Annotated in this window: 26 protein-coding genes; 10 read left to right on the top strand and 16 right to left on the bottom strand. The window is 63.0% G+C overall.

Annotated features, from left to right (window positions below; translation table 11 throughout):
- Positions 1–95: 95 nt before the first annotated feature.
- The gene (locus ACTJKL_RS02495; protein ID WP_018095705.1) at positions 96–437 is read right to left on the bottom strand and encodes a DMT family transporter; all 342 of its coding nucleotides are present in this window, start codon (positions 435–437) and stop codon (positions 96–98) included.
- Between the two features lie 46 nt (positions 438–483).
- Positions 484–1,038 (bottom strand): TetR/AcrR family transcriptional regulator, encoded by a 555-nt coding sequence (locus ACTJKL_RS02500; protein ID WP_275597518.1) that lies wholly within the window; start codon positions 1,036–1,038, stop codon positions 484–486.
- 174 nt (positions 1,039–1,212) lie between these two features.
- Between ACTJKL_RS02500 and ACTJKL_RS02505 the strand changes: the two genes are divergently transcribed.
- Both ACTJKL_RS02505 and ACTJKL_RS02510 read left to right on the top strand, forming a co-directional pair.
- Positions 1,213–1,605, top strand: coding sequence for a globin domain-containing protein (locus ACTJKL_RS02505; RefSeq protein ID WP_018095707.1), 393 nt, complete (start codon positions 1,213–1,215; stop codon positions 1,603–1,605).
- Between the two features lie 5 nt (positions 1,606–1,610).
- Positions 1,611–1,973, top strand: a complete 363-nt coding sequence (locus ACTJKL_RS02510) for a DUF423 domain-containing protein (RefSeq protein WP_018095708.1) — start codon at positions 1,611–1,613, stop codon at positions 1,971–1,973.
- A gap of 307 nt (positions 1,974–2,280) precedes the next feature.
- On the opposite strand, the gene hmuQ is transcribed toward ACTJKL_RS02510, so the two are convergent.
- The 5 genes from hmuQ to ACTJKL_RS02535 form a co-directional block, all read right to left on the bottom strand.
- Positions 2,281–2,595: a heme-degrading protein HmuQ gene (gene hmuQ, locus ACTJKL_RS02515; protein ID WP_440852088.1), complete on the bottom strand. Its 315-nt coding sequence runs from the start codon at positions 2,593–2,595 to the stop codon at positions 2,281–2,283.
- A 168-nt stretch (positions 2,596–2,763) separates the two neighbouring features.
- Complete coding sequence (locus ACTJKL_RS02520) at positions 2,764–3,030, bottom strand: hypothetical protein (protein WP_440852089.1); 267 nt, start codon at positions 3,028–3,030, stop codon at positions 2,764–2,766.
- 50 nt (positions 3,031–3,080) lie between these two features.
- Positions 3,081–3,494 carry a DUF2325 domain-containing protein gene (locus ACTJKL_RS02525; RefSeq protein ID WP_440852090.1) on the bottom strand — a complete coding sequence of 138 codons (414 nt, stop codon included), beginning with the start codon at positions 3,492–3,494 and terminating at the stop codon, positions 3,081–3,083.
- Between the two features lie 204 nt (positions 3,495–3,698).
- Complete coding sequence (locus ACTJKL_RS02530; protein ID WP_127710169.1) at positions 3,699–4,625, bottom strand: energy transducer TonB family protein; 927 nt, start codon at positions 4,623–4,625, stop codon at positions 3,699–3,701.
- Positions 4,626–4,665: 40 nt separating this feature from the next.
- A complete protein-coding gene (locus ACTJKL_RS02535) occupies positions 4,666–5,094 on the bottom strand; it encodes a hypothetical protein (RefSeq protein WP_127710171.1) in 429 nt (142 codons plus the stop codon).
- A 187-nt stretch (positions 5,095–5,281) separates the two neighbouring features.
- On the opposite strand from ACTJKL_RS02535, the gene hemP reads away from it, so the two are divergent.
- The 7 genes from hemP (at position 5,282) to ACTJKL_RS02570 (ending at position 10,505) form a co-directional block, all read left to right on the top strand.
- A complete protein-coding gene (hemP, locus tag ACTJKL_RS02540) occupies positions 5,282–5,464 on the top strand; it encodes a hemin uptake protein HemP (protein WP_100671877.1) in 183 nt (60 codons plus the stop codon).
- Between the two features lie 10 nt (positions 5,465–5,474).
- Entirely contained in the window at positions 5,475–6,536 is a 1,062-nt protein-coding gene (locus ACTJKL_RS02545) for a hemin-degrading factor (protein WP_237674187.1), read from the top strand.
- 56 nt (positions 6,537–6,592) lie between these two features.
- A complete protein-coding gene (locus tag ACTJKL_RS02550) occupies positions 6,593–7,543 on the top strand; it encodes a heme/hemin ABC transporter substrate-binding protein (RefSeq protein ID WP_100671987.1) in 951 nt (316 codons plus the stop codon).
- Complete coding sequence (locus ACTJKL_RS02555; protein WP_198516698.1) at positions 7,530–8,648, top strand: FecCD family ABC transporter permease; 1,119 nt, start codon at positions 7,530–7,532, stop codon at positions 8,646–8,648. The genes ACTJKL_RS02550 and ACTJKL_RS02555 overlap by 14 nt, the downstream gene beginning before the upstream one ends.
- Before the next feature lie 8 nt (positions 8,649–8,656).
- Complete coding sequence (locus tag ACTJKL_RS02560) at positions 8,657–9,448, top strand: heme ABC transporter ATP-binding protein (protein ID WP_100671988.1); 792 nt, start codon at positions 8,657–8,659, stop codon at positions 9,446–9,448.
- Positions 9,449–9,663: 215 nt separating this feature from the next.
- Positions 9,664–10,026 carry an ElaB/YgaM/YqjD family protein gene (locus ACTJKL_RS02565; RefSeq protein WP_324762161.1) on the top strand — a complete coding sequence of 121 codons (363 nt, stop codon included), beginning with the start codon at positions 9,664–9,666 and terminating at the stop codon, positions 10,024–10,026.
- Positions 10,027–10,073: 47 nt separating this feature from the next.
- Positions 10,074–10,505: a hypothetical protein gene (locus ACTJKL_RS02570; protein WP_440852091.1), complete on the top strand. Its 432-nt coding sequence runs from the start codon at positions 10,074–10,076 to the stop codon at positions 10,503–10,505.
- 70 nt (positions 10,506–10,575) lie between these two features.
- On the opposite strand, the gene ACTJKL_RS02575 is transcribed toward ACTJKL_RS02570, so the two are convergent.
- The 3 genes from ACTJKL_RS02575 to rsiA1 form a co-directional block, all read right to left on the bottom strand.
- A complete protein-coding gene (locus ACTJKL_RS02575) occupies positions 10,576–12,081 on the bottom strand; it encodes a sensor histidine kinase (RefSeq protein WP_324762163.1) in 1,506 nt (501 codons plus the stop codon).
- A 295-nt stretch (positions 12,082–12,376) separates the two neighbouring features.
- A complete protein-coding gene (locus tag ACTJKL_RS02580; RefSeq protein WP_003525557.1) occupies positions 12,377–12,931 on the bottom strand; it encodes an RNA polymerase sigma factor in 555 nt (184 codons plus the stop codon).
- Between the two features lie 7 nt (positions 12,932–12,938).
- Positions 12,939–13,106 carry an anti-sigma factor RsiA1 gene (gene rsiA1 / locus ACTJKL_RS02585; RefSeq protein WP_018095722.1) on the bottom strand — a complete coding sequence of 56 codons (168 nt, stop codon included), beginning with the start codon at positions 13,104–13,106 and terminating at the stop codon, positions 12,939–12,941.
- Positions 13,107–13,267: 161 nt separating this feature from the next.
- Between rsiA1 and rsiB1 the strand changes: the two genes are divergently transcribed.
- The gene (gene rsiB1, locus ACTJKL_RS02590; RefSeq protein ID WP_003525566.1) at positions 13,268–14,062 is read left to right on the top strand and encodes a PhyR-type response regulator RsiB1; all 795 of its coding nucleotides are present in this window, start codon (positions 13,268–13,270) and stop codon (positions 14,060–14,062) included.
- Between the two features lie 446 nt (positions 14,063–14,508).
- On the opposite strand, the gene ACTJKL_RS02595 is transcribed toward rsiB1, so the two are convergent.
- From ACTJKL_RS02595 to ACTJKL_RS02620, 6 genes are all read right to left on the bottom strand, one after another.
- A complete protein-coding gene (locus tag ACTJKL_RS02595) occupies positions 14,509–16,092 on the bottom strand; it encodes an FGGY-family carbohydrate kinase (protein WP_100671883.1) in 1,584 nt (527 codons plus the stop codon).
- Positions 16,093–16,176: 84 nt separating this feature from the next.
- Positions 16,177–16,851 (bottom strand): HAD family hydrolase, encoded by a 675-nt coding sequence (locus ACTJKL_RS02600; RefSeq protein ID WP_198516699.1) that lies wholly within the window; start codon positions 16,849–16,851, stop codon positions 16,177–16,179.
- On the bottom strand, positions 16,848–18,332 hold the full coding sequence (locus ACTJKL_RS02605) for a mannitol dehydrogenase family protein (RefSeq protein WP_440852092.1): 1,485 nt from the start codon (positions 18,330–18,332) through the stop codon (positions 16,848–16,850). Before ACTJKL_RS02605 ends, ACTJKL_RS02600 begins: the two co-directional genes overlap by 4 nt.
- 26 nt (positions 18,333–18,358) lie before the next feature.
- The gene (locus tag ACTJKL_RS02610) at positions 18,359–19,132 is read right to left on the bottom strand and encodes an L-iditol 2-dehydrogenase (RefSeq protein ID WP_440852093.1); all 774 of its coding nucleotides are present in this window, start codon (positions 19,130–19,132) and stop codon (positions 18,359–18,361) included.
- Positions 19,129–20,130: an ABC transporter ATP-binding protein gene (locus ACTJKL_RS02615; protein WP_018095727.1), complete on the bottom strand. Its 1,002-nt coding sequence runs from the start codon at positions 20,128–20,130 to the stop codon at positions 19,129–19,131. The genes ACTJKL_RS02610 and ACTJKL_RS02615 overlap by 4 nt, the downstream gene beginning before the upstream one ends.
- 30 nt (positions 20,131–20,160) lie before the next feature.
- The gene (locus tag ACTJKL_RS02620) at positions 20,161–20,991 is read right to left on the bottom strand and encodes a carbohydrate ABC transporter permease (RefSeq protein ID WP_018095728.1); all 831 of its coding nucleotides are present in this window, start codon (positions 20,989–20,991) and stop codon (positions 20,161–20,163) included.
- Between the last annotated feature and the right edge of the window lie 3 nt (positions 20,992–20,994).

The raw sequence follows: 20,994 nt of genomic DNA on the forward strand, positions 1-20,994 counted from the left end.
TGAAACGGATTGCGCATTTCAATGAATATCCGGGAATTTCAGTGGATAGGCTGTAGCGAAAACTTGCAGGAAGCCGGCCGCGATCGTCGCCGCGATCAATGGAAGGTGGATTTCGAGAAGAGGTTGAGAACCAGCACGCCGGCGATGATGAGCCCCAGCCCGAGAATGGCCGGCAGATCGAGCTTCTGACCGAAAACCACGTAGCCGGCGATCGAGATCAGCACGATGCCGAGGCCGCTCCAGAGCGCATAGGCGATGCCGACCGGGATGTAGCGGAGCGCATAGGAGAGGAAGAAGAAGGCGACCGCGTAGCACAGAACCATGAGCACGGTGGGCGTCAGCCGCGTGAAGTGCTGCGCCGCCTGCATGGCGGACGTGCCGAGCACTTCGAAGACGATGGCGATCACCAGAACGGTGTAGAGCGTGGCGGGATTCACGGAACGTCTCCGATCGAAGTATGGGAAAGCGGCACGGGTCTGCCCTCTATTCCAGCGAAAGCGCGTTGAGTTTCTGAAGCAGGATTGCCCTGGTCGACGGTTCGATGTCGTGGCTGCGCATCAGATCCGACAGCCAGACGCCATCGGCGGCGAAGCGGGCGAGCAGGCAATTTGGCGAACTGTCCGTCGCGGCGAATTGCGCGGACCGGCGCGCCACCCATTCGCGCCAACGCTCCTTGAGGTGCGGCTCGGCCAAGAGCGCAATGGTCAGCATCTGCCAGCCTTGCGCCTCCGCATCGAGCGCGAAACAGACGCCGAGATAGGCACGCGTAAAGCGTCCCTTCTCGACGTCATCTCCGGCCATCGCTTCGTCGAGGGCGCTGTCGAAACGCACGACAAGATCATCGAAGAGGGCATCGAGCAGAGCCAGCTTGTTCGGGAAATGGTGCAACAGCCCGCCTTTGCTGACACCCGCCGCCTGCGATACGGCGTCGAGGGTGACCGCGGCGATGCCCTGCTCCAGCGACAGGCGTCCCGCGACCTCCAGCAATTGCCGGCGGACGCGTTGCGGCTGCTTTTTTCTTGATGGGGCGTTTGTCATATCTCATAAACATACCGTCTGGACGGTTTGTCAAGTGGCTTTCCTCGGGGCGATGATTGTCGCGCGGAAGGCAGACGACGATGTCTGCCGCGCCGAAAAACCGCAAGCGAAGGAATGGCAAGGCATTGCCCGCCCGGGTCGCGCGCTGTACCAATCCCGGCGAGGAACGTGACCATGACGGAACCGCAAACGACGACGCTTTACGAGGCGATCGGTGGCGACGCCACCGTGCGCGCCCTGACGCGGCGCTTCTACGAACTGATGGACAGCCTGCCCGAGGCGGCGAACTGCCGCGCCATCCACCCGCCGGATCTGACCGGCAGCGAGGAAAAGTTCTACGAATATCTGACCGGCTGGCTCGGTGGACCGCCGATCTATGTGCAGAAACGCGGCCACCCCATGCTGCGTCGCCGGCACTTCATTGCCGGGATCGGGCCTGTCGAGCGCGACGAATGGCTTCTCTGCTTCACCCGCGCACTCGAAGAAACCGTCTCCCACCCGAAGCTGAGGGAGATCATTCTGGAGCCGATCACCCGGCTCGCCCATCATATGCAGAACAAGGAATAGCCAGGATGCCGAACAGCGGACTGCGCTCGACCATGCTTTTCGTAGCCGGCCTCATGGGCCTCTTCGGCGTCGCGAGTGCCGCCGCCGCTTCGCATGGCGATCCGCGTCTTCTCGGCGGCGCATCGGCCATGTGCCTCGCCCACGCACCGGCGCTCGTCGCGCTTCATGCCGGATGGGCGCACTTCCGCACCGCCGCCCTCGCCGCCTTGCTGCTGGCGGCAGGCACGGCACTCTTTGCCGGAGACCTCACCATGCGCCATTTCTCGGGCCACGGCCTCTTCCCAATGTCGGCGCCGCTCGGGGGCCTGACGATGATGGCCGGCTGGCTTGCCGTCGCGATCGGGGCATTCCTGCGCCCGGAAGCGTGAGGAGGGACAAGCCCGAAGTACAGGAATTCCGGTAAGAGGGGAGTTTCAGTATGCAGTCGCACATTTTCGGAGGCAGACTGGCCTTCCGGATGAAAGTGAACCAAACCTGTTGAGATTCGGAGGCCTGCAATCTCTCCTCGCCTCATTCCTGTGCTTGTCACAGGGATCCAGCAGCGCCGCGTCTGCGGCCCGGGAAGCGTTCTTTCAGCCCAAGGACTTGGTCTGGCTGGATTCCTGTGACAAGCACAGGAATGAGGAAATCAAACAAGCCGCCGCGGGTTCGTCAAGCATGACGGCGCGCTGAAGATCAGGCACCCTCGACGACGGTAAAGCCCTCGAACTTCGGGGGACCGAGATACATTGCCTTGTTTTCGCCGGCGCTTCGATGCGCCGCCCGGAAATTCTCGGACTTGGTCCAGGCGATGAAGGCGTCCTTGGTCTCCCAGGCCGATTTCGAAATAAAAGGCGTGTAGCCTTCCTCCGGCACGCTGTCGCCGCGCAGCAGATGGAATTCGATGAAGCCCGGCATCTCCGAGAGAGAAGAGTCGCGCGCCTTCCATACCGCCTCGAAGGCCTCCTCCTGACCGGCTGCGACACGGAAACGGTTCATGGCGAAAAACATGAGCTAGCTCTCCTGTAGCGGGATGAGGAAGTGTGTGCGGTTTTTCGCCCGCATCCCGCGCCTCAACTATTAGCGCATCCCAATGTTTCATGGAAACACTGGAATGCTCTAACCCTTGGTCCAACGCACTTCCGGACGGAAGCCGTTTCAAACTTTGCTGGAAGTGATCTAGGCCTTCTTTTGCGAGACGGGCTGCGCGGTCGTTGATGGAAACGGCAGGACAGCTCCCCCGCTCGGCGGCGCAAGGCCGAGAGGATCCCTCGCCGGCGGGCGCGCTTGCCAGGTCGGAAATTCGGTCACGTTTTCGTTTTCCTCGAGCATCCGTGCTCGGCGCGTGAGAAGTTCGTAGAGCTCGGGAACCAGTCCGTCACCGAATTGCGAAGCGAGTTTGTGGAGATCGATCATCGTCATCTGATCGGGACGTTCGTCATGCATTTGAAAGCTCCATGCGGCCGGCGAATCTCGTCTGGCCGCTCGTAAAGGATTCAGTTCTCGCTGCCGTTTCCGGTCAGATCCTGAAGCGCCCGCTCGAGACTCGACTTCGAGCCGTTGCGCAACGGCACGAAGGCCTTGCCCCACTTCTTGCAGCCGGTCTTCACGCGAAGACACGCATCGTGGCTGATGCAGTCGATCGGGCAGAAGACGCAGTCGACCGAGGGCAGGACGCGATCGATGCGCGACACCGCCTCCCGTAAACCGCCGTCATGGTGGATGAGTTCCGCGCCGTAGGAACTGGCGATCTGGCGCAGATGTGCAACCTGGCAGTCGCGTCCGCCGACATAGAGGAAACTGCGGCCCTCGAGCGTCGCCTTTCCGGCATTGGATTGCGGTTCGCTCTGCGCATCCTTCGCCCTGCCCTTGCCGCCCTTGCCTGCATTCTCGTGCCGCTTGCCACCCATCCGTCGTCTCCGTCTTGCTCCGCGACGCCGGCCCTGCGGCCCATCGCCAATCAGATTTGGCACACACCGATCGGTTGCGTGACGGAGGCAACCTATAAAACTTGACAGCAGGAGTAAAGTATAAACATGAGTGATTTATCATATTTCGATGCTCGCCTTCGCGACTTTTTCCTCGCTCGCGGAAGCAGATTCACAGCCCTGAATTCACCGGGTGAAGGACACCGGGATGTTGAATTCCCATCTGTCGCGGCCCGCACCGGCGGGAATGGCCGGGAAAGGTGCCGCCCGGCGCACGGTTTCCAACGCCGCCTGATCGAGGACGGGTGAACCGGCGCTTTTCGTTATGCCGACCCTTGCCACCCCACCACCGGAAGTTACGGTAAAGCTGACATGGGCAACACCGCGCAGCCCCTGCCTTCTGGCCTCGGCCGGGTAGCGAATAGCGCGGGTCAGCTTTCTTCTGACCTTGCCGGGATAGTTCGACACCGCGGCATTGCCGATTTCCCGCGACGCACCGCGGCTTTCTCCGGTGGCGGCAGCCGCCGTGGCATTCTCCACGCCGTCGGTCTTGCCCTTTTTCTGCGATTTCGCCTGGGCGCCGCCCTCACCTGCCTTTTTTCGGACGACCTTCTTTTTCTTCGCCGGCTCCTTCTTCGGCTCCACCTTCTCGACCTCGGGCTTCAAGACTTCCTCAGGGTCCGGTCTCTCCTGCGGAATGACGGTCTCGACCGGAGCGATGCTTGCGATCACGTCTGCTTCTTCGACCTGGCTCGCCGGCATCTCTTCCGCGGGAAGTATGACGTCCGCCTCCGTCGGCGTCATCTCGGACGGCTCCTGGGCAACAGGTTCGGTCGGCACCGGCTCTACGGCTTCGACCACCTCTTCCGTCGGTTCGATCTCGGTCGGCTTCAGTTCCTCGGGCGTCTCTTCCGTCGGCTCCACCACTTCGGATGGGTCCCCCGCCTGAACGGCATCTTCGAAGGCGTTGCCGAGCATCGACACTTCCACGGTGGAGCCGCCGGCGATGAGCGCCAGCTCCTTTTCCTCATCAGGAGCAAGCAACATCGCCCCGCCGGCGTGCGCCAGCAGGGAAAGGCCGATCGCCGCCGCCCATTTCACCATGTGTTTCATTCTGTCTTGCCTTCCGCCGGCAATTTCGCGAACGCGAACCTCAGCCCTTGAGCTCCACGGCCGATTTCGAGCCGGTCTTCAGGCCCGTCATACATGCACCCTTGTCGACGCCTTCGCCGACGCAGGTCGGCGCATCGTTGATCAGCAGGCTTTTCACCGCCTCGCACTTCGTACCCGGCAGATCGAATTGCCTGACTTTCGTCTTGCCCGCGGGAAGATCCCTGAAATCGAGCACGGCCATGCGCTCGACCAGACCTTTCTGATCGAAGAGCACGAATTCGAACGAGACCTTCGAAAGAGCGAGCGCGCTACTGGCGACGAAGGTCAACTTGCATCCCTTTTCCGACGACGCGATCTCGTTGAGCTCGATCGAAAGGCCGGCTGGCGCGGCAGCATCCTGCGCTCCGGCTGCCCCTGCCGTGAAGAGAGCTGCAAAGGCCGCAAAGGCAAAACGGGAAAAATAAGTCATCCTGGCACCACTCGCTGTCCGCGGCGGTCCTCTCGGTTCCCGCACGCGTTCCTTTTAACTTGACCGCAACATTCCGGTATTGCGTCCTTAATGAAATATGAGTAGTGAAGTCAAGATACTAACTGGAATGGGCGGGATCAATGGATGACGCACTCGTCTCGTCTCCTACTCGCGAACCGGCAAAACCGTGACACCGAACGACAACGATAATCCACGATCCCCGCAGACCGGGACGCCGCTTAACCGGCCGCAACCGATCGTGGAGAGCCACGACCTATTCCGCGGCCACAACGAGATTCTCATTTCCCACGACGGGGCGATCTACCGGATGAAGATCACCCGCCAGGGCAAGCTGATTTTGAACAAGTAGCGAGATGACGATGACTGAGAGCGCTCACCCCACCCCATCCGATATCCGGGCCTATCGCACCGAGAATCCGAAGCTGCGCGAACGCGACATCGCCGCGAAGCTCGGCATTTCCGAGGCAGCGCTCGTCGCTGCCGAATGCGGCCTCACCGCCGTCCGGATCGACTGCAGCGCCAGCCGCTTCCTCGAGCGCGTCGAGGAGCTAGGCGAAGTCCTTGCGCTTACCCGCAACGAAAGCGCCGTCCACGAAAAGGTCGGCGTCTACGAGAACATCAAGCAAGGGCACGGCGCGGCTCTGGTGCTTGGTCCCGAAATCGACCTGCGTATCTTTCCCGGCGCCTGGGCACATGGTTTCGCCGTGACCAAGACGGATGCGACAGGGGAGGTTCGCCGCAGCCTGCAGTTCTTCGACAAGTGGGGCAATGCCGTCCACAAGGTTCACCTGCGTCCTCTCTCGAACCTGGCCGCCTATGAGACGATCGTCGAAGACCTTCGCCTGGACGATCAGTCGCAGGACTTCATCGCCGATCCCGGCGCGCCCACGGACGACGATTCGGCTGATGCTGCAGTCGATACGGCGGAGCTGCGCGACCGCTGGTCGAAGCTCACGGACACGCATCAGTTCCCCGGCATGTTGCGCAAGCTCAATATCGGACGGCGCCGGGCGCTGCACGCGATCGGCGACGACTTTGCCTGGCGGCTCGACACGGCCTGCATCGAGATGATGATGCGCAATGCTGCAGAGACGGCCCTGCCGATCATGTGCTTCGTCGGCAACCGCGGCGTCATCCAGATTCATTCCGGTCCGGTCGTCAAGATCGGTACCATGGGGCCGTGGCTGAACGTGATGGACGAAACCTTCCATCTGCATCTGCGCACCGATCACATCGCCGAACTCTGGGCCGTGCGTAAGCCGACCGCCGACGGACACGTGACCTCCCTCGAAGCGCTCGACGCCAAGGGCGAGATGATCATCCAGTTTTTCGGAAAGCGGAAGGAAGGTTCCTCGGAGAGGGCCGAATGGCGCAGCCTGGTCGAGGCGCTGCCCCGCCTGGAAGCCGTCGTCGCGGCCTGATGGCGCCGCCCAACCGGGCGGCGATTTGGGACGACACGCACAGATCAAAGGAAGTGATGATGAACGGCTTCGGTATCCGCCGTCTTCGGCGTTGGGAAATGGCCCTCGCGGCCTTCGCGCTGTCGGCGCCTTTCGTTCTGCCCCTGCTTGCGCCGGGAACTCCTCCGTTCCTGCGCCCGGCGATGGCCGAGGTGCTCGAGCAGCCGGACACCTCCCGCGTCGTCTCGGTGGGCGGCGCGATCACCGAAATCATCTATGCGCTCGGCGAGGAGAACCGCCTCGTCGGCCGCGATTCCACCAGCATTTACCCGGAGGGGGCGACCAAGCTGCCGGATGTCGGCTACATGCGGCGATTGGCGCCCGAAGGCGTTCTTGCCGTCAACCCGACGGCAATCGTGGCCGTCGAGGGCAGCGGCCCGCCGGAAACGCTCGCCGTGCTCCAAGAGGCGAACATTCCCTTCACCAGCATCCCCGAGACCTATGACAAGGACGGCATCGTCAACAAGATCCGCGCGGTCGGAGCTTTCCTCGGCGTGAAGGAAAAGGCCGAAACGCTCGCGCAATCCGTGGAGAGAGATCTCGCCGCCGCCGTGGCCGACAGTGCCGCTCGCCCGCAAGCCGAGCGCAAGCGTGTCCTCTTCGTTCTGAGCACCCAGGGCGGCAGAATCCTCGCCTCCGGTACCGGCACCGCCGCCGCCGGCATCATCGAGCTTGCCGGCGCGGTCAACGCCGTCGGCACCTCGCCCGGTTACAAGGCATTGACGGAGGAGGCGATCATCGAGGCCAAGCCCGATGTGGTCCTGATGATGAACCGCGGCGATAACCATGCTGCAGGCCCCGACGAACTCTTCGCGCTTCCGGCCCTCAGCCTCACCCCGGCGGCAAAGACCAAGGCGCTGATCCGCATGGACGGGCTGCATCTGCTCGGCTTCGGTCCTCGCACGGCAAGCGCTATCCGCGAACTCAACGCCGCAATTTACGGAAAGAAGACCAATGCCTCGCAGTGAGGCCATGGAAGGCACGATGCGCAGGCCGGCACTTGCCGCCCGGATCGTCCGCGACTGGCGCAACGGAGACCGGGCGGGCCTGGCGCGTGGCCTGATCCTCGTTCTAGCGATACTGGCGGCCGTGACGTTCATGACCTCCATCACCACCGGCGCGGCCGACGCTTCGCTCGGCAATATCCTTCGGTGGTTTTTCGGCGAGGCCGATCAGGCCATGAGCGCCCGCGACCGAATCATCATCCTCGATATCCGTCTGCCGCGTGCCGTGCTCGGCATGCTCGTCGGCGCGTCGCTTGCCGTTTCCGGCGTCGTGATGCAGGGCCTCTTCCGCAATCCGTTGGCCGATCCCGGCCTTGTCGGAGTTTCCTCCGGCGCAAGCCTCGGCGCGGTGCTGCTGATCGTGCTCGGTGACGTTGCCTTTGGCCCGCTGTTCGCGGTCTTCGGCTTCTATGCCCTCCCCTTCGGCGCCTTTCTCGGCGGCCTCGCCACCACGCTGCTGCTCTACCGGATCGCTACCCGCGGCGGCCAGACCTCGGTCGCGACGATGCTGCTGGCGGGCATTGCGCTGGGCGCGCTTGCCGGTGCAGTGACGGGCGTACTCGTCTTCATCGCGGACGACAAACAACTTCGCGATCTCACTTTCTGGGGCCTCGGATCGCTCGCCGGCGCCAACTGGACCAAGATCGCCGCCGCCGGACCGATCATCCTCCTGTCACTTGCAGTCGTCCCCTTCCTGGCGCGCGGGCTCAACGCCATCACGCTCGGCGAAGCCGCCGCCTATCACATGGGCGTCCCGGTTCAGCGGTTGAAAAACATCGCTATCTTCAGCGTCGCCGGCGCCACCGGCGCGTCGGTGGCCGTCAGCGGCGGCATCGGATTCGTCGGCATCGTCGTTCCGCATCTCCTGCGGCTGATCATAGGCCCGGATCACCGCTACCTGCTGCCCGCCTCCGCCCTCCTTGGCGGCACGCTGCTGATCTTCGCCGACATGCTGGCCCGCACCATCGTGTCGCCGGCCGAACTGCCGATCGGCATCATCACCGCCTTCGTTGGTGCGCCCTTCTTTCTCTGGGTCCTGCTCAGGGGCCGGTCGAACTTGGGACTTTGATTGTGAACATGATCAGAGCATCCGACATTTCCGTCCGCCTTGCCGGAAGACAGGTGCTGCACGGCATCTCCCTCGACGCCGCTCCCGGTGCGATGACTGCAATCGTCGGCCCGAACGGATCGGGCAAGACCACGACCTTGAAGGCGATCTCGGGCGAGCTCACGCCTTCGGCCGGTAAGGTCACCATCAACGGTCGCGACATCGCAAGCCTGAAACCATGGGAGCTCGCACTGAAGCGCGGCGTGTTGCCGCAATCGACGGTCATCTCCTTTCCCTTCACCGTCAGGGAAATCGTTCGCCTCGGCCTCGAGGCAAACGGAACCGGCAAATCGGCCGCCGGCGACCGGACAGCCGATGAAGCTCTGGAGGCCGTCGATCTCGCCGGCTTCTCCGGCCGCTTCTACCAGGAACTTTCGGGCGGCGAACAGCAGCGGGTCCAGCTCGCACGCGTCCTCTGCCAGATCTCGGCGCCGGTCGCAGACGGCGAACCGCGCTATCTCCTGCTCGATGAGCCGGTATCGAGCCTCGACATCCGCCACCAGCTCACGATCATGCGGCTTGCGCGCCAATTCTGTGCCGACGGCGGCGGTGTCGTCGCAGTCATGCACGATCTCAACCTTACATCGATGTTTGCCGATCAGATCGTGATGATGAAAGCCGGCCGCATCCGGGCGCGCGGAGCGCCGAAAGACGTGCTGACCGACGAGACCATGGAAGCGGTCTTCGGCTGCCGAATGCGGGTGAGCGTCGCTCCGGCACAGGATATCCCGTTCGTATTGCCGCAGTCCGCCACGATGTGAAGCCGGGCTCACAGCGGCAACGTCAGGATTACCGAAACAAATTCCTCCCTCATGCGTTGATCTACAATGCCGGCGTGTAGACCGCGCCCGCTTGGAGTGCCGCGTGTCCTATCGGGCGCACAAAGAGCCGGGAAGCGTGCCTTCGCCGGCCGATTCGCATGAACCGACCACATGCCGGCCGTTTTCGCGCCGGCACAGCAGCGAGGGAAAAGACAATGGCGACAGGCATGTTCTCGGGCTCGGGCAGCCGCAAGCGCAACGGTAGCGCGATCGACCCGTCGATGGAGGATCAGCTCAACGAAATACGCGAAGACATCGCGCAGCTCATGACGCTGATTGCCGACCGCGGGGCTGCGGCTTCGCGTGATGCAAAGGCCAAAGCGCGCGGCGCCCGTGACCAGGCCGAAACCGATCTGCACGCCTTGTTGGAGAGCGGCGAGCAGATGCTTTCCGACTTGCGCGGCCGCTATGCGGATACGGAAAGGGAGGTTCGTCGAACGATACGCGAGCATCCTCTTGCGACGCTCGGCACCGCAGCCGTTATCGGCCTCATCGCAGCCGCTTTGCTGCGTCGATGAGGACCTGTCAGGCGTCGCGTTGACCGAGTATGAAGGGGAGCTACCTTATGGGGACACTCGGAACTGTCCTGTCGGCCCTGCTTGCGTTCGACGCCGCCGCTGCGGCGTCGCGCTATAAGCGCAATGTGGTCCTCTGGGCCATCATCGCCGTGCTTCTCGGCAGCGCCTACGTCTTCGCCCTGATAGCAATCGCCCTGCTTCTCTCGGCGCGCTATTCGCCGGTCGCCGCAGCGCTGACGGTCACCGTCGCCCTGATCGTGACCGCGCTGGTGGTCATCGGCGTCATGGCCGGGCTGAACGCCCGCGACCGCCGGCTTGCCGACGAACGCCGCCGCCGCTCGGCGATGCGGACGAATCTTGCACTCGTTGCGGTGACAAGCATCCTGCGCAAACAGCCGCTTCTGGGGGCCGCGACCGGGATTGCCGTTGCGGCGCTGCTCGGACTGAGCCGGGGCCGCAAACGCAGCGACGATCGATAGTTGATATCGCACGGAAAAGGCGCCGGCGGGGCCTTTTCCGTGCGCCGAGGCGCGGTCCGTCAGACTGCACTCAAAGCGGCAGTCGGATCAATGCCGTGACCCCCGCAGGCAGATATTCCACTTTCACCGAGCTCCCGATGATCTTGTCCAGGCTGCGCTCGATCAGGATCGAGCCGAAACCGCGGCGACGCGGCTCGCGAATAGGCGGTCCGCCCACTTCGGTCCAGGTCAGATGCAGGACGGTCTCGCCGTCCTCGACCACGCGGCGCGCCGTCAGCACGATTTTCCCCGTCGGGACCGAGAGCGCGCCGTATTTTACCGCATTGGTCGCCAATTCGTGCAGCACCAGTCCAAGCCCAACGGCCTGATCGGGACCCAGCAGGATCTCGTCCTTGTGCAGCTCGACCTGTTGGGAATAATCGCTGACATAGGGCAGCAACTGTTTCGAAATCAGTTCCGACAGGTGGATCGTGCCCCATTCGTAGTCGGAAAGGAGCCCGTGCGCTTCGGAAATCGCCTGAAGGCGGCCGGCAAAGGCGGTCATGAACTCGGCCGGGTCACTCGTTTGCCGGAGCGTCTGGCGGGCGAGCGACTGGAGCATTGCAAGCGTGTTCTTGACCCGATGGTTCAGCTCTTTCAGCAACAGCCGCGTACGGTTCACCGACGCCTGCTGGTCCGAGACGTCGATCGTCATGCCGAGAAAGCTCAGGGGCGCGCCCTTGCTGTCGCGGTCGTGCACGCGGCCGCGGCCCAGAAGCCATCGCCCGTTCGTGCCGATGCGAAACATGCCGTCATATTCCTCGTTGGCAGCCATCGCCTGACGGAGCTTCGAGAAGGTCGGGATCCGATCCTCGGGATGAATGGCGGAAAAGATCGCCTTGGCGCCGACGGTGCGCTCCGGCGGAAGACCGAACATGCGCATCATCGCGCCATTGCCTGAAACCGTGCCGGCGCGAATGTCCCAGAGCCAGCTGCCGACATTGGCCGCGTCGAGCGCCATGGCGAGCCGCTGCTCCTCGCGGGAAAGCGCGGCCTCCTTGAGCGCACGCCGGCGCGTCTCGTCCTTCAGCTTGAACAGCGAGGCGGCGACACCTGCGATGCGCTGCAGCTCGCTTTGCCGTTTGGCCGAGACCTCGGACCGGGGCTCGACATCGAGAACCGCGACGGTTCCGATCGCCTGACCGTCCAGAACAATCGGCGCGCCCGCATAAAAGCGCAGGAATGGCGGGCTGGCGACCGCCCGGCGGTGGCGGAACGCCGGATGACGGGAGGCATCAAGCACGAGGAAGGGGCCGCCGTCGCCTGCCGCAATCGTATGGACGCAGAAGGACTCGCGAACGTGCGACCGTGTTTCAGCCGTGCCTATGCACGCCTTGAACCATTGCCACTCGCGGTCGACCAGGCTGACGAGAGCGATAGGCGCGTCGAAAAGGCTCGCGGCAAGCCGCGCCAGCCCGTCGAAATCCTCGTCGGGAATCGACATGTCCGGCACGGCGGCCTGAAGGACGCCGAGCCGCTCCGGCGCGTCGAGCACCTGCGCTACCGCTGGAAGCATCGCCTCTGTCTTTTCACGCATTCGGCCTGAACTCCAAACTCGCGCAGGCACCTGAATTTCAGCTCCGCTGAATGTTGCCTTCGACCGGAGCCGGTCTAGGGAGGAAAACATACAGCAAATTGGAGCAATATGGCGACCACGCTCCCTCGGTCGAACGCAGCCCTCCGAATGCCCTCTTTCGAGCGCCGCACGAACTTCAATCCGGCACCGGTCTATGCATATGTCCTTGAACCGTTATCGATTCAAGGACAAAACATGCAGCAGATCGAGGTGCTACAGCGACTTCGCGCGGCCGACAGGACGCTGCGGGATCGCATCAGGAAACGAAGGCACGCGAGGTGATGGGTGCGGAGGTCTCGTCGGGCCCGTAGTCGTTTTCTCCCCTAACCTGGAGAATTTCCTGCAGCCGTTGACGCGCTCTGTTGACACGGCTCTTGATCGTTCCGAGCGCACAGCCGCAAATCGTGGCGGCCTCCTCGTAGGAAAAGCCGGAGGCCCCCACAAGGATGATCGCTTCGCGTTGATCGGGCGGCAACTGTTCGAGCGCCCGGCGGAAATCCTGCAGATCGAGCGAGCCGTATTGTTCCGGGTGATGGGCGAGCGTCTCCGTCAAATGGCCGTCGCTGTCCTGCACCTCGCGCCCACGCTTGCGCATCTGACTGTAAAGCTCGTTGCGCAGGATCGTGAAAAGCCAGGCCTTCATATTGGTACCGATCTCGAAATGATCCTGCTTGGCCCAGGCCTTCATGATCGTGTCCTGCACGAGATCGTCGGCCCGGTCATGTCGCCCGATCAGTGACATCGCGAAGGCGCGCAGGCTCGGCAGCGCGGCAAGCATCTCACGCTTGAACTCTTGATTTTCGGATGACATCCGGCGCTTACTCCTTGCCCTGCAGAGCCGATTGCTGTTCCGCAGCTTCCAGCTTTTCCAGTAGATCGAGAAAGCGTGCCGGTATCGCTTCCTCCTGCACCGACTGATAGAGGGCCTTCAGCTTCACCGCAATCTGCGCATTCGGATCGTCGGAGGACGGACTTTTACCGCTCATCCGCCCTGCCCCTGTCGTATATCTCATTGTTGCAATTTCGCCCTTGAAAGTTCGCCTGCTCCATAACGCAGCGGAAAAATGAAATGTTCCGAAGCGGAACCATTTTTTCGGCGAAACGTTTTCGCAACGATATTACGCCCATGGATTGAGGGAGTCCCTGAATGACATTGTCCACCCGTATTGCTCCATTTCTTCCTTATCTGCGCCGCTATTCGCGTGCCCTGACCGGGTCGCAGACCTCTGGAGATGCCTATGTCGCGGCCGTGCTTGAGGCACTTATCGCGGATACGTCGATCTTTCCGGAAGCAAGCAGCGACAGGGTAGCGTTGTTCCGTCTTTTCACATCCATGTTCGGATCGTCTTCCGTCCTCGTGCCGGAGCCGGTGTCGCCCTTTGCCTGGGAACAGCGCGCATCCGTCAACCTCGCGGCCGTCTCGCCGCTCGCACGCCAGGCGTTCCTGCTCGTATCGGTCGAAGCCTTTACCCCACAGGAAGCCGCCGAAGTACTGGATGTAGACGCCGCCAAGCTGGCCGCACTTCTCGACCGCGCATCCCAGGAAATTTCCCGTCAGGTTGCAACCGAGATCATGATCATCGAGGACGAGCCGCTGATCGCGATTGACATCGAGCAAATGGTCGAAAGCCTCGGCCACAGCGTGACCGGGATTGCACGCACCAAGGACGAAGCGATCGCCCTCTATGAGACGACGAAGCCGAACATGGTGCTCGCAGACATCCAGCTCGCCGACGGCAGCTCGGGAATCGATGCCGTCAACGAAATTCTGAAGACGGCTGCCGTTCCGGTGATTTTCATCACCGCCTTCCCGGAGCGTCTCCTGACCGGTGAACGTCCCGAACCCACGTTCCTCGTTACCAAGCCTTTCAATCCGGAAATGGTGAAGGCCCTGATCAGCCAGGCGCTGTTCTTCAACGAGACGACGAAGGCTGCGGCCTGAGTCGAGATTTCCCTCACCACAGGGGCCCCGGCGGCATTGTTTTTACAGTGTCGGGGGCCCTCATCCCTCGTCACCGGATGAGCGCGCCGCGTCTGCGGCGCGGAACTTTCTTTCAGCCGAAGACTTGGGCTGACTGGCTTCCTGGGACAAGCACAGGAACGCCTCGCCTAAGATGATCACCATCGCAAACGCCCGCATCAGGAACTCGGTCGCATCGCCCGATGCCCCGAAGCAAAACAGCCAGTGCCGAGGGAAGGGCACTGGCTGAGCTTTGGCAACTCACTGAGGGGGGATGTGAGTTGGCAACCGGCGGTATGCCTCCGACGTCACATTGGGGGCGATGTGCGTCACCGTCCGGTTATCGCCATAATGCACGAGGCGAAAAAAGGTTCCGCGGATAATCGGCAAGATCTGCAGATGAAAATCTGCACCCCTCGCATGTCGATTCACTCCATCGACTCCAGCTCCTCGCGATGCCGATAGAGCGCGAGGAAGCGCCGATAATCCCGGTCGTAGATGCGGCGCAGCGCCGGGTCGGGGAGCCGTTCCGTTCCAGCCGACGACATCGCCGGTCCGGCGCTGGCGAGGTCCGGATAGAGCTCGCCCGCGACGGCCGCCGTCATTGCCGTGCCGAGGAGAACGGCGTCGGGCGCCTGCGGTGCGACGACCCGGCAGCCGGTGACGTCGCAATAAAGCTCCATTAGCAGGGGGTTGCGCACATGCCCGCCGGTCACGTGCAGCGTGTCGAGTTCGTAGCCCGCTTCCTTCATCATCTCCAGGATGTGGCGAATCCCGAGCGCTATCGCGACGCAGGTCCGCCAATAGAGCCGGCACAGCGCATCGAAGGAGGAGTCGAGCGGCAGTCCGCTGATGACGCCGAGCGCATGCGGATCGGCAAGCGGCGACCGGTTGCCGTGGAAATCCGGAAGCACGTGAAGGCGCTGGGCAAAGTCCGCGCCATGAAGCGCGCGCATTTCCTGCACCCGCTCGATGATCCTCGCATGGGTTTCGGTCGTCGGCGGCAGTCCGCCTCCGTGCAGCCGCACGATATGATCGAGCAGCGCTCCGGTCGCCGACTGACCGCCCTCGATGAGCCAGAGCCCGGGCAAGACCGCTTCGAAATAAGGCCCCCACATGCCGAAACCCGGCTTCATGTCCTTGGAAAAGGCAACAATGCAGCTCGAGGTTCCGCCGATCAGTGCCAGCTGGCGCTCCAGCTTCGCCGGCGCGTCCGCGAAGCCGCCGAGCACGCCGAGCGCCCCGGCATAGGCATCGATCAGCCCCGGCGCGACCTGGCATGCGGTGTCGAGCCCGAGCTCCTCCGCCGCGCTCGCGCTCAGACGCCCGACGGCTCGCTCCACCGGCAGCGTCTCCTCGGGCAAGCCACCACGTTCCAGGAGGTCCTCAAGACCGATCTGGTCCAGATAGTCCTGCTGCCACCCGCGTTTCTCGTGGGCGAGATAGTTCCATTTTGCCGTCAGCGTACAGCGCGAGCGGGCCGGACTTCCGGTCGCCCGCCAGGACATGTAATCCGCGAGGTCGAAGAAATACCCCGCCCGTTCCCATTGCTGCGGGAGGTTGCGCTTCAGCCACATCAGCTTCGGCATTTCCATCTCGGGCGACATCACCCGCCCCGAATGATCGAGAACGGGATGTTTCGTCGCCGTACAGAAATCGGCTTCCGCCAACGCCCGGTGGTCCAGCCAGACGATGGTGTCCCAGCGTGCCTCCCCCTGACGATTGACCGAGAGCGGGAGGCCGTCGCGATCGCGCACGACGAGCGAACAGGTGGCGTCGAAGCCGATCGCCGCAATGCTTTCCGCCGGCACAGCCGCCTTCTCGCGCGCCGATCCGACCGCCCCGCAGACCGCAGCCCAGATGTCCTCGGAATCGTGTTCGGCGTGGTTTTCCTCCGGACGGTTCATCGCAATCGTCCGATCGGCCCGCGCCAGGAGCCTACCTTGCCGGTCGAAGACGCCGGCACGGGCGCTGCCGGTTCCAATATCGACCGCCACGACATATTCGCGCATCAATGGATGCCCCCGTCCCGAAAAAATGATGGATGTTCGCCGAGCGGGACGACGCGGCAGCAAAACCGCCCCGTCCTGCTCTCCCTATTGACGGACAAACTGTATCAATTCGCCCATGTCGTCAAACAGCACGTCGGGTTCGAGGCTGGCGAGCGTCCGCCGGTGGCGGTCGTTTCGTGCGTGGCTGCCCCCCGCGAAGGCGAAGACGCGCATGCCGGCGGACTTTGCCGCCTCGATGCCGGCCGGGCTGTCTTCGATGACGATGCAATCGGACGGGTGATAGCCCATCTTAGCGCTTGCATGCAGGAAAAGGTCAGGCGCCGGCTTGCCGCGCGCCACCATGCTGGCGCTGAAGATGTTCGGCTCGAAGAGATCGATGAGCCCCGTCACGGCCAGCGAGAGGCGGATGCGCTCCGGCTGGCTCGACGAAGCCACGCAATGGGCGGTGCCCAGCCCTTCCACCGCCTCGCGTATGCCGGCGATTGGCCTCAGTTCCTCGCGAAATCGTGCATAGAGCCGTGTCCGCATGCCTTCGAGAAAAACCTCGTCGGTCGCAAGTCCGTGTTCTTCGTGCAGGATCGTCGACATCGTCTTCAAGCTGCGGCCGAGGAAGCGCTCGCTCGCCTCCTCGGTCGTCATCGAAACGCCGGCAGCCGCGAGCGCGTCGACGAGGACCCCGAGCGAAATCGGTTCGCTGTCCACCAATACGCCGTCACAATCGAAAATCACCAGCCTGGAGGCGTGCCCCACCATCGTCATTCCCCGAGGTTTCCGTCCAGATAAAGCTGGAGCGTGGCACGCGTACCCTTTTCCCAAAGCACTTTCAACGCGTGAGCGAAACGGCGGCGGAAGAGATCGGATTGCGCGACATCGCCGAAGATGTCGGAAAGCGCAAGGAACGCCATCGGATCGTCCTTCGCTGCAACCGCGGCGGCATGCAGCCGGTCGGCATTGGCATCGTTGAAAACGATCTCCTTGCCGCTGTCCGACTTGCCGGCGAAATAGCGGCACCACAGCGCCGAAACGAGCGACAACCCGACGACGTCTTCGCCGCGGCGCAGGCGGTCGGCCGTCGACGGCAGGATGAATTTCGGCTGTCGGTTGGAGCCGTCCTGCGCCAGCCGCGCGACCGTGTCGCCGATCTTCGGATTGGAGAAACGCGTCTCGATGAGCTTGTAATAATCCTTCAGATCCGTGTCCGGAACCGGCGGTATCACCGGGATGATCTCGTCGTGCTCCAGCTTTGACAGGAAGGCGCGGATCAACGGCTCCTCCATCGCCTCATGAACGAAATGGATGTCGAGCAGTGCCGCCGGATAGGCGATCGCCGCATGGCCGCCGTTGAGGATACGGATCTTCATATGCTCGTATGGCGCGACGTCCGGCACGAACTGCACGCCCACCTCTTCGAGCGCCGGGCGGCCTTGCGGGAAACGGTCCTCCAGCACCCATTGCTTGAATTCCTCGCAAAAGACCGGCCAGGCATCGTCGATTCCGTATTGCGAGGCGACAATGCCGATCTCGCGGGCACCGGTCGCCGGCGTGATGCGGTCGACCATGCCGTTCGGAAAGGCGACATTGGCATCGATCCAGTCCGCAAAGCCCGGATTGGAAAGGCGCGCCAGACCGGAAACGGCAGCGTGGGTGACCTCTCCGTTTCCAGGAATATTGTCGCAGGACATGATCGTGAACGGCGGAATGCCCTTGGCGCGGCGTTCGGCGAGCCCCGCCAGGATCAGGCCGAAGACGGTTTTTGGAGCCGTCGGATCGCGCGCATCCTCGACGATCGCCGGATGCGCCGGGTCGAAGACGCCGGATGCCGGATCGATGAAATAGCCGCCTTCGGTGATCGTCAGGGAAACGATGCGGATGAGCGGGCTTGCGAGCTGCGCCACGATCGCGGGCGTGTCGCCAGGCTCGAGATAGGCGATCATGGCGCCCGTGACATGCGCGCCCGTGCGGTTGTTGTCCTGCTCGACCACCGTCGTCAGGAAATCCTGCGCTTCGAGCTTGTCGCGCATGACCTTGTCCGATGGCAGGACACCCGCGCCGATAATCGCCCAATCGCGATCGCGTCCCAGGTTGAAAAGGTCATCGAGGTAGACCGCCTGATGCGCGCGGTGGAAATTGCCGACGCCGAAATGCACGATGCCGGCCCGAAGGTCATGCCGGCCGTAGTTCGGGACGCCGGCTCTGGCTTTGACCGCGTCGAGCGTGGCAAGGGAGAGTTTGGTCGCCATCCTTTCAATCCTTTCGCGAACGAGCCTCAGCTCATCCAGTTGCCGCCATCGACGTTATAGGTCTGCGAGACGATGTAGTCGCTTTCCGCCGAGGCGAGGAAGATCGCCATGCCGGTCAGGTCCTCTGCGGTGCCCATGCGCCCGAACGGAACGGCCTCCCCGACCAACCGTTTTTTCTCGCCGCGCGGACGGTTCTCGTATTTGGCGAAAAGCGCGTCGACGCCCTCCCAGTGCTCACCGTCGACGACGCCGGGAGCGATGGCGTTGACGTTGATGCGGTGTTTGATGAGATCGAGACCGGCCGACTGGGTGAGGCTGATGACCGCAGCCTTGGTGGCGCAATAGATCGCCACCAGAGCTTCCCCACGCCTGCCCGCCTGGCTCGCCATGTTGATGATCTTGCCGCCCCTGCCTTGCGCGATCATCTGCCTGGCGGCCGCCTGCAAGGTGAAGAGCGTGCCGGCGACGTTGATCGCAAACAGTTTTTCGTAGCTCTCGCGGGTGATCTCGACGATCGGCGCGAGGTCGAAGAGCGCGGCATTGTTGACGAGGATGTCGAGCCCGCCGGCATGTTCGACGGTCGCGGCGATCGCGTCGTCGATGGAGTCCTGCCGGGTCACATCCATCTCGACCGCATAGGCCACGGACCCGATCTCCGCCGCCGTCCGTCTCGCCCGCTCGATATCGATGTCGGCGATGGCGACCGTGGCGCCCTCGCGCACATAGGCTTCGGCGAAAGCGCGGCCGATACCCCGCGCCGATCCGGTGACCAACGCGCTCTTTCCTTCAAGACGTTTCATCGAATTGCCATTCCCTTTTCATCGAACCTGTGAAGGCGCTCGGGATCCGGCGTCAGATAGACCTGATCGCCATGGGTCACCGCGAAGTCGCCGCCGACGCGCGCCGTCAAAGTACCGATGCCGTCTGCATGCACGTGCAGGAAGGTGTCCGAGCCGAGATGCTCGGCCACTCCCACCGTGCCCCGCCACGTGCCCTGATCCTTCGAAAGGGCAATATGCTCCGGGCGGATGCCGATCGTGTGGGCCTGATGGGCCGCGGCAGGCGCACCGGTGACGAAGTTCATCTTCGGCGACCCGATGAAACCGGCGACGAATAGATTGTCCGGCCTGCGGTAGAGGTCGAGGGGCGAGCCCACCTGCTCGATGCGGCCGCGGTTGAGCACGACGATCTTGTCGGCCATGGTCATGGCCTCCACCTGGTCGTGCGTCACGTAGACCATGGTCGTCTTCAGTTGCTGGTGAAGCTGGCTGATCTCCAGTCGCATGTTGACCCGCAGCGCGGCGTCGAGATTCGACAGCGGCTCGTCGAAAAGGAAGGCTTCCGGCTGGCGGACGATGGCCCGGCCGATCGCGACGCGCTGGCGCTGGCCGCCGGAAAGCTGGCGGGGCTTGCGGTCGAGATAGTCGGTGAGGTTGAGGACGCGCGCCGCGTCCTCGACCTTCTTGTCGATCGTGGCCTTGTCCTCGCCCGCCATCTTCAGCGGAAAGGCGATGTTGGAGCGCACGCTCATATGCGGATAGAGAGCGTAGGACTGGAACACCATCGAAAGGCCGCGCTTTGCCGGCGGCAGCTCGGTGGCGTTGCGGCCGTCGATGACGATCTCGCCGTCGCTGACGTCCTCCAGTCCGGCGATCAGCCTCAGAAGCGTCGACTTGCCGCAACCCGAGGGGCCGACGAAGACGACGAACTCGCCGTCGGTGATATCGAGGTCTATCGAGGGAATGACGGCGTGGGCGCCGAAGACCTTCGATACGTTCTTGAGAGTGATGCTTCCCATGGTTTTACCCTTGTTTGAACCGCGTCGCCCTTATTTGACTGCGCCGAAAGTGAGGCCGCGCACGAGCTGTTTTTGCGAGAACCAGCCGAGGATGAGGATAGGGGCGATCGCCATCGTCGAGGCCGCCGACAGCTTGGCGTAGAAGAGGCCCTCCGGGCTCGAATAGGAGGCGATGAACGCGGTGAGCGGCGCGGCCTTTGCGGCGCTCAGGTTCAAGGTCCAGAACGCTTCGTTCCAGGCAAGGATGATGTTGAGCAGCAGCGTCGAGGCGATGCCGGGGATCGCCATCGGCGTCAGCACATAGATGATTTCCTTGGAGAGCGAGGCGCCGTCCATGCGCGCCGCTTCGAGGATCTCGCCGGGGATCTCCTTGAAATAGGTGTAGAGCATCCAGATGATGATCGGCAGGTTGATCAGCGTCAGCACGATCACGAGCCCTGTGCGCGTGTCGAGCAGTCCCCAGTTGCGGAATATCAGATACATCGGCACCAGCACGCCGACCGGCGGCATCATCTTGGTGGAAAGCATCCACATCAGCACGTCCTTGGTGCGCTTCGTCGGCGAGAACGCCATCGCCCAGGCTGACGGGATCGCGATCAACAGGCCGAGCAGGGTCGAGCCGAAGGAAACGACCACCGAATTCATGAAGTGCTTCAGGTAATCCGACCGGCTCTGCACCTCGGAATAGTTTTCTGTCGTCCAGTCGAAGAAGAGGAAGACCGGCGGAGAGGCGATCGCCTGGGCTTCCGTCTTGAAGCTCGTCAGGAAGGTCCAGAGGATCGGAAAGAAGATCAGGATTCCGATCGTCCAGGCCACCACGGTCGTGATGAGCTTGCGCCCGGTAGAGACATTGCGTGCCATGGT

The organism is Sinorhizobium sp. 22678 (assembly GCF_052044265.1).
Lineage (GTDB): Bacteria > Pseudomonadota > Alphaproteobacteria > Rhizobiales > Rhizobiaceae > Sinorhizobium > Sinorhizobium meliloti_A.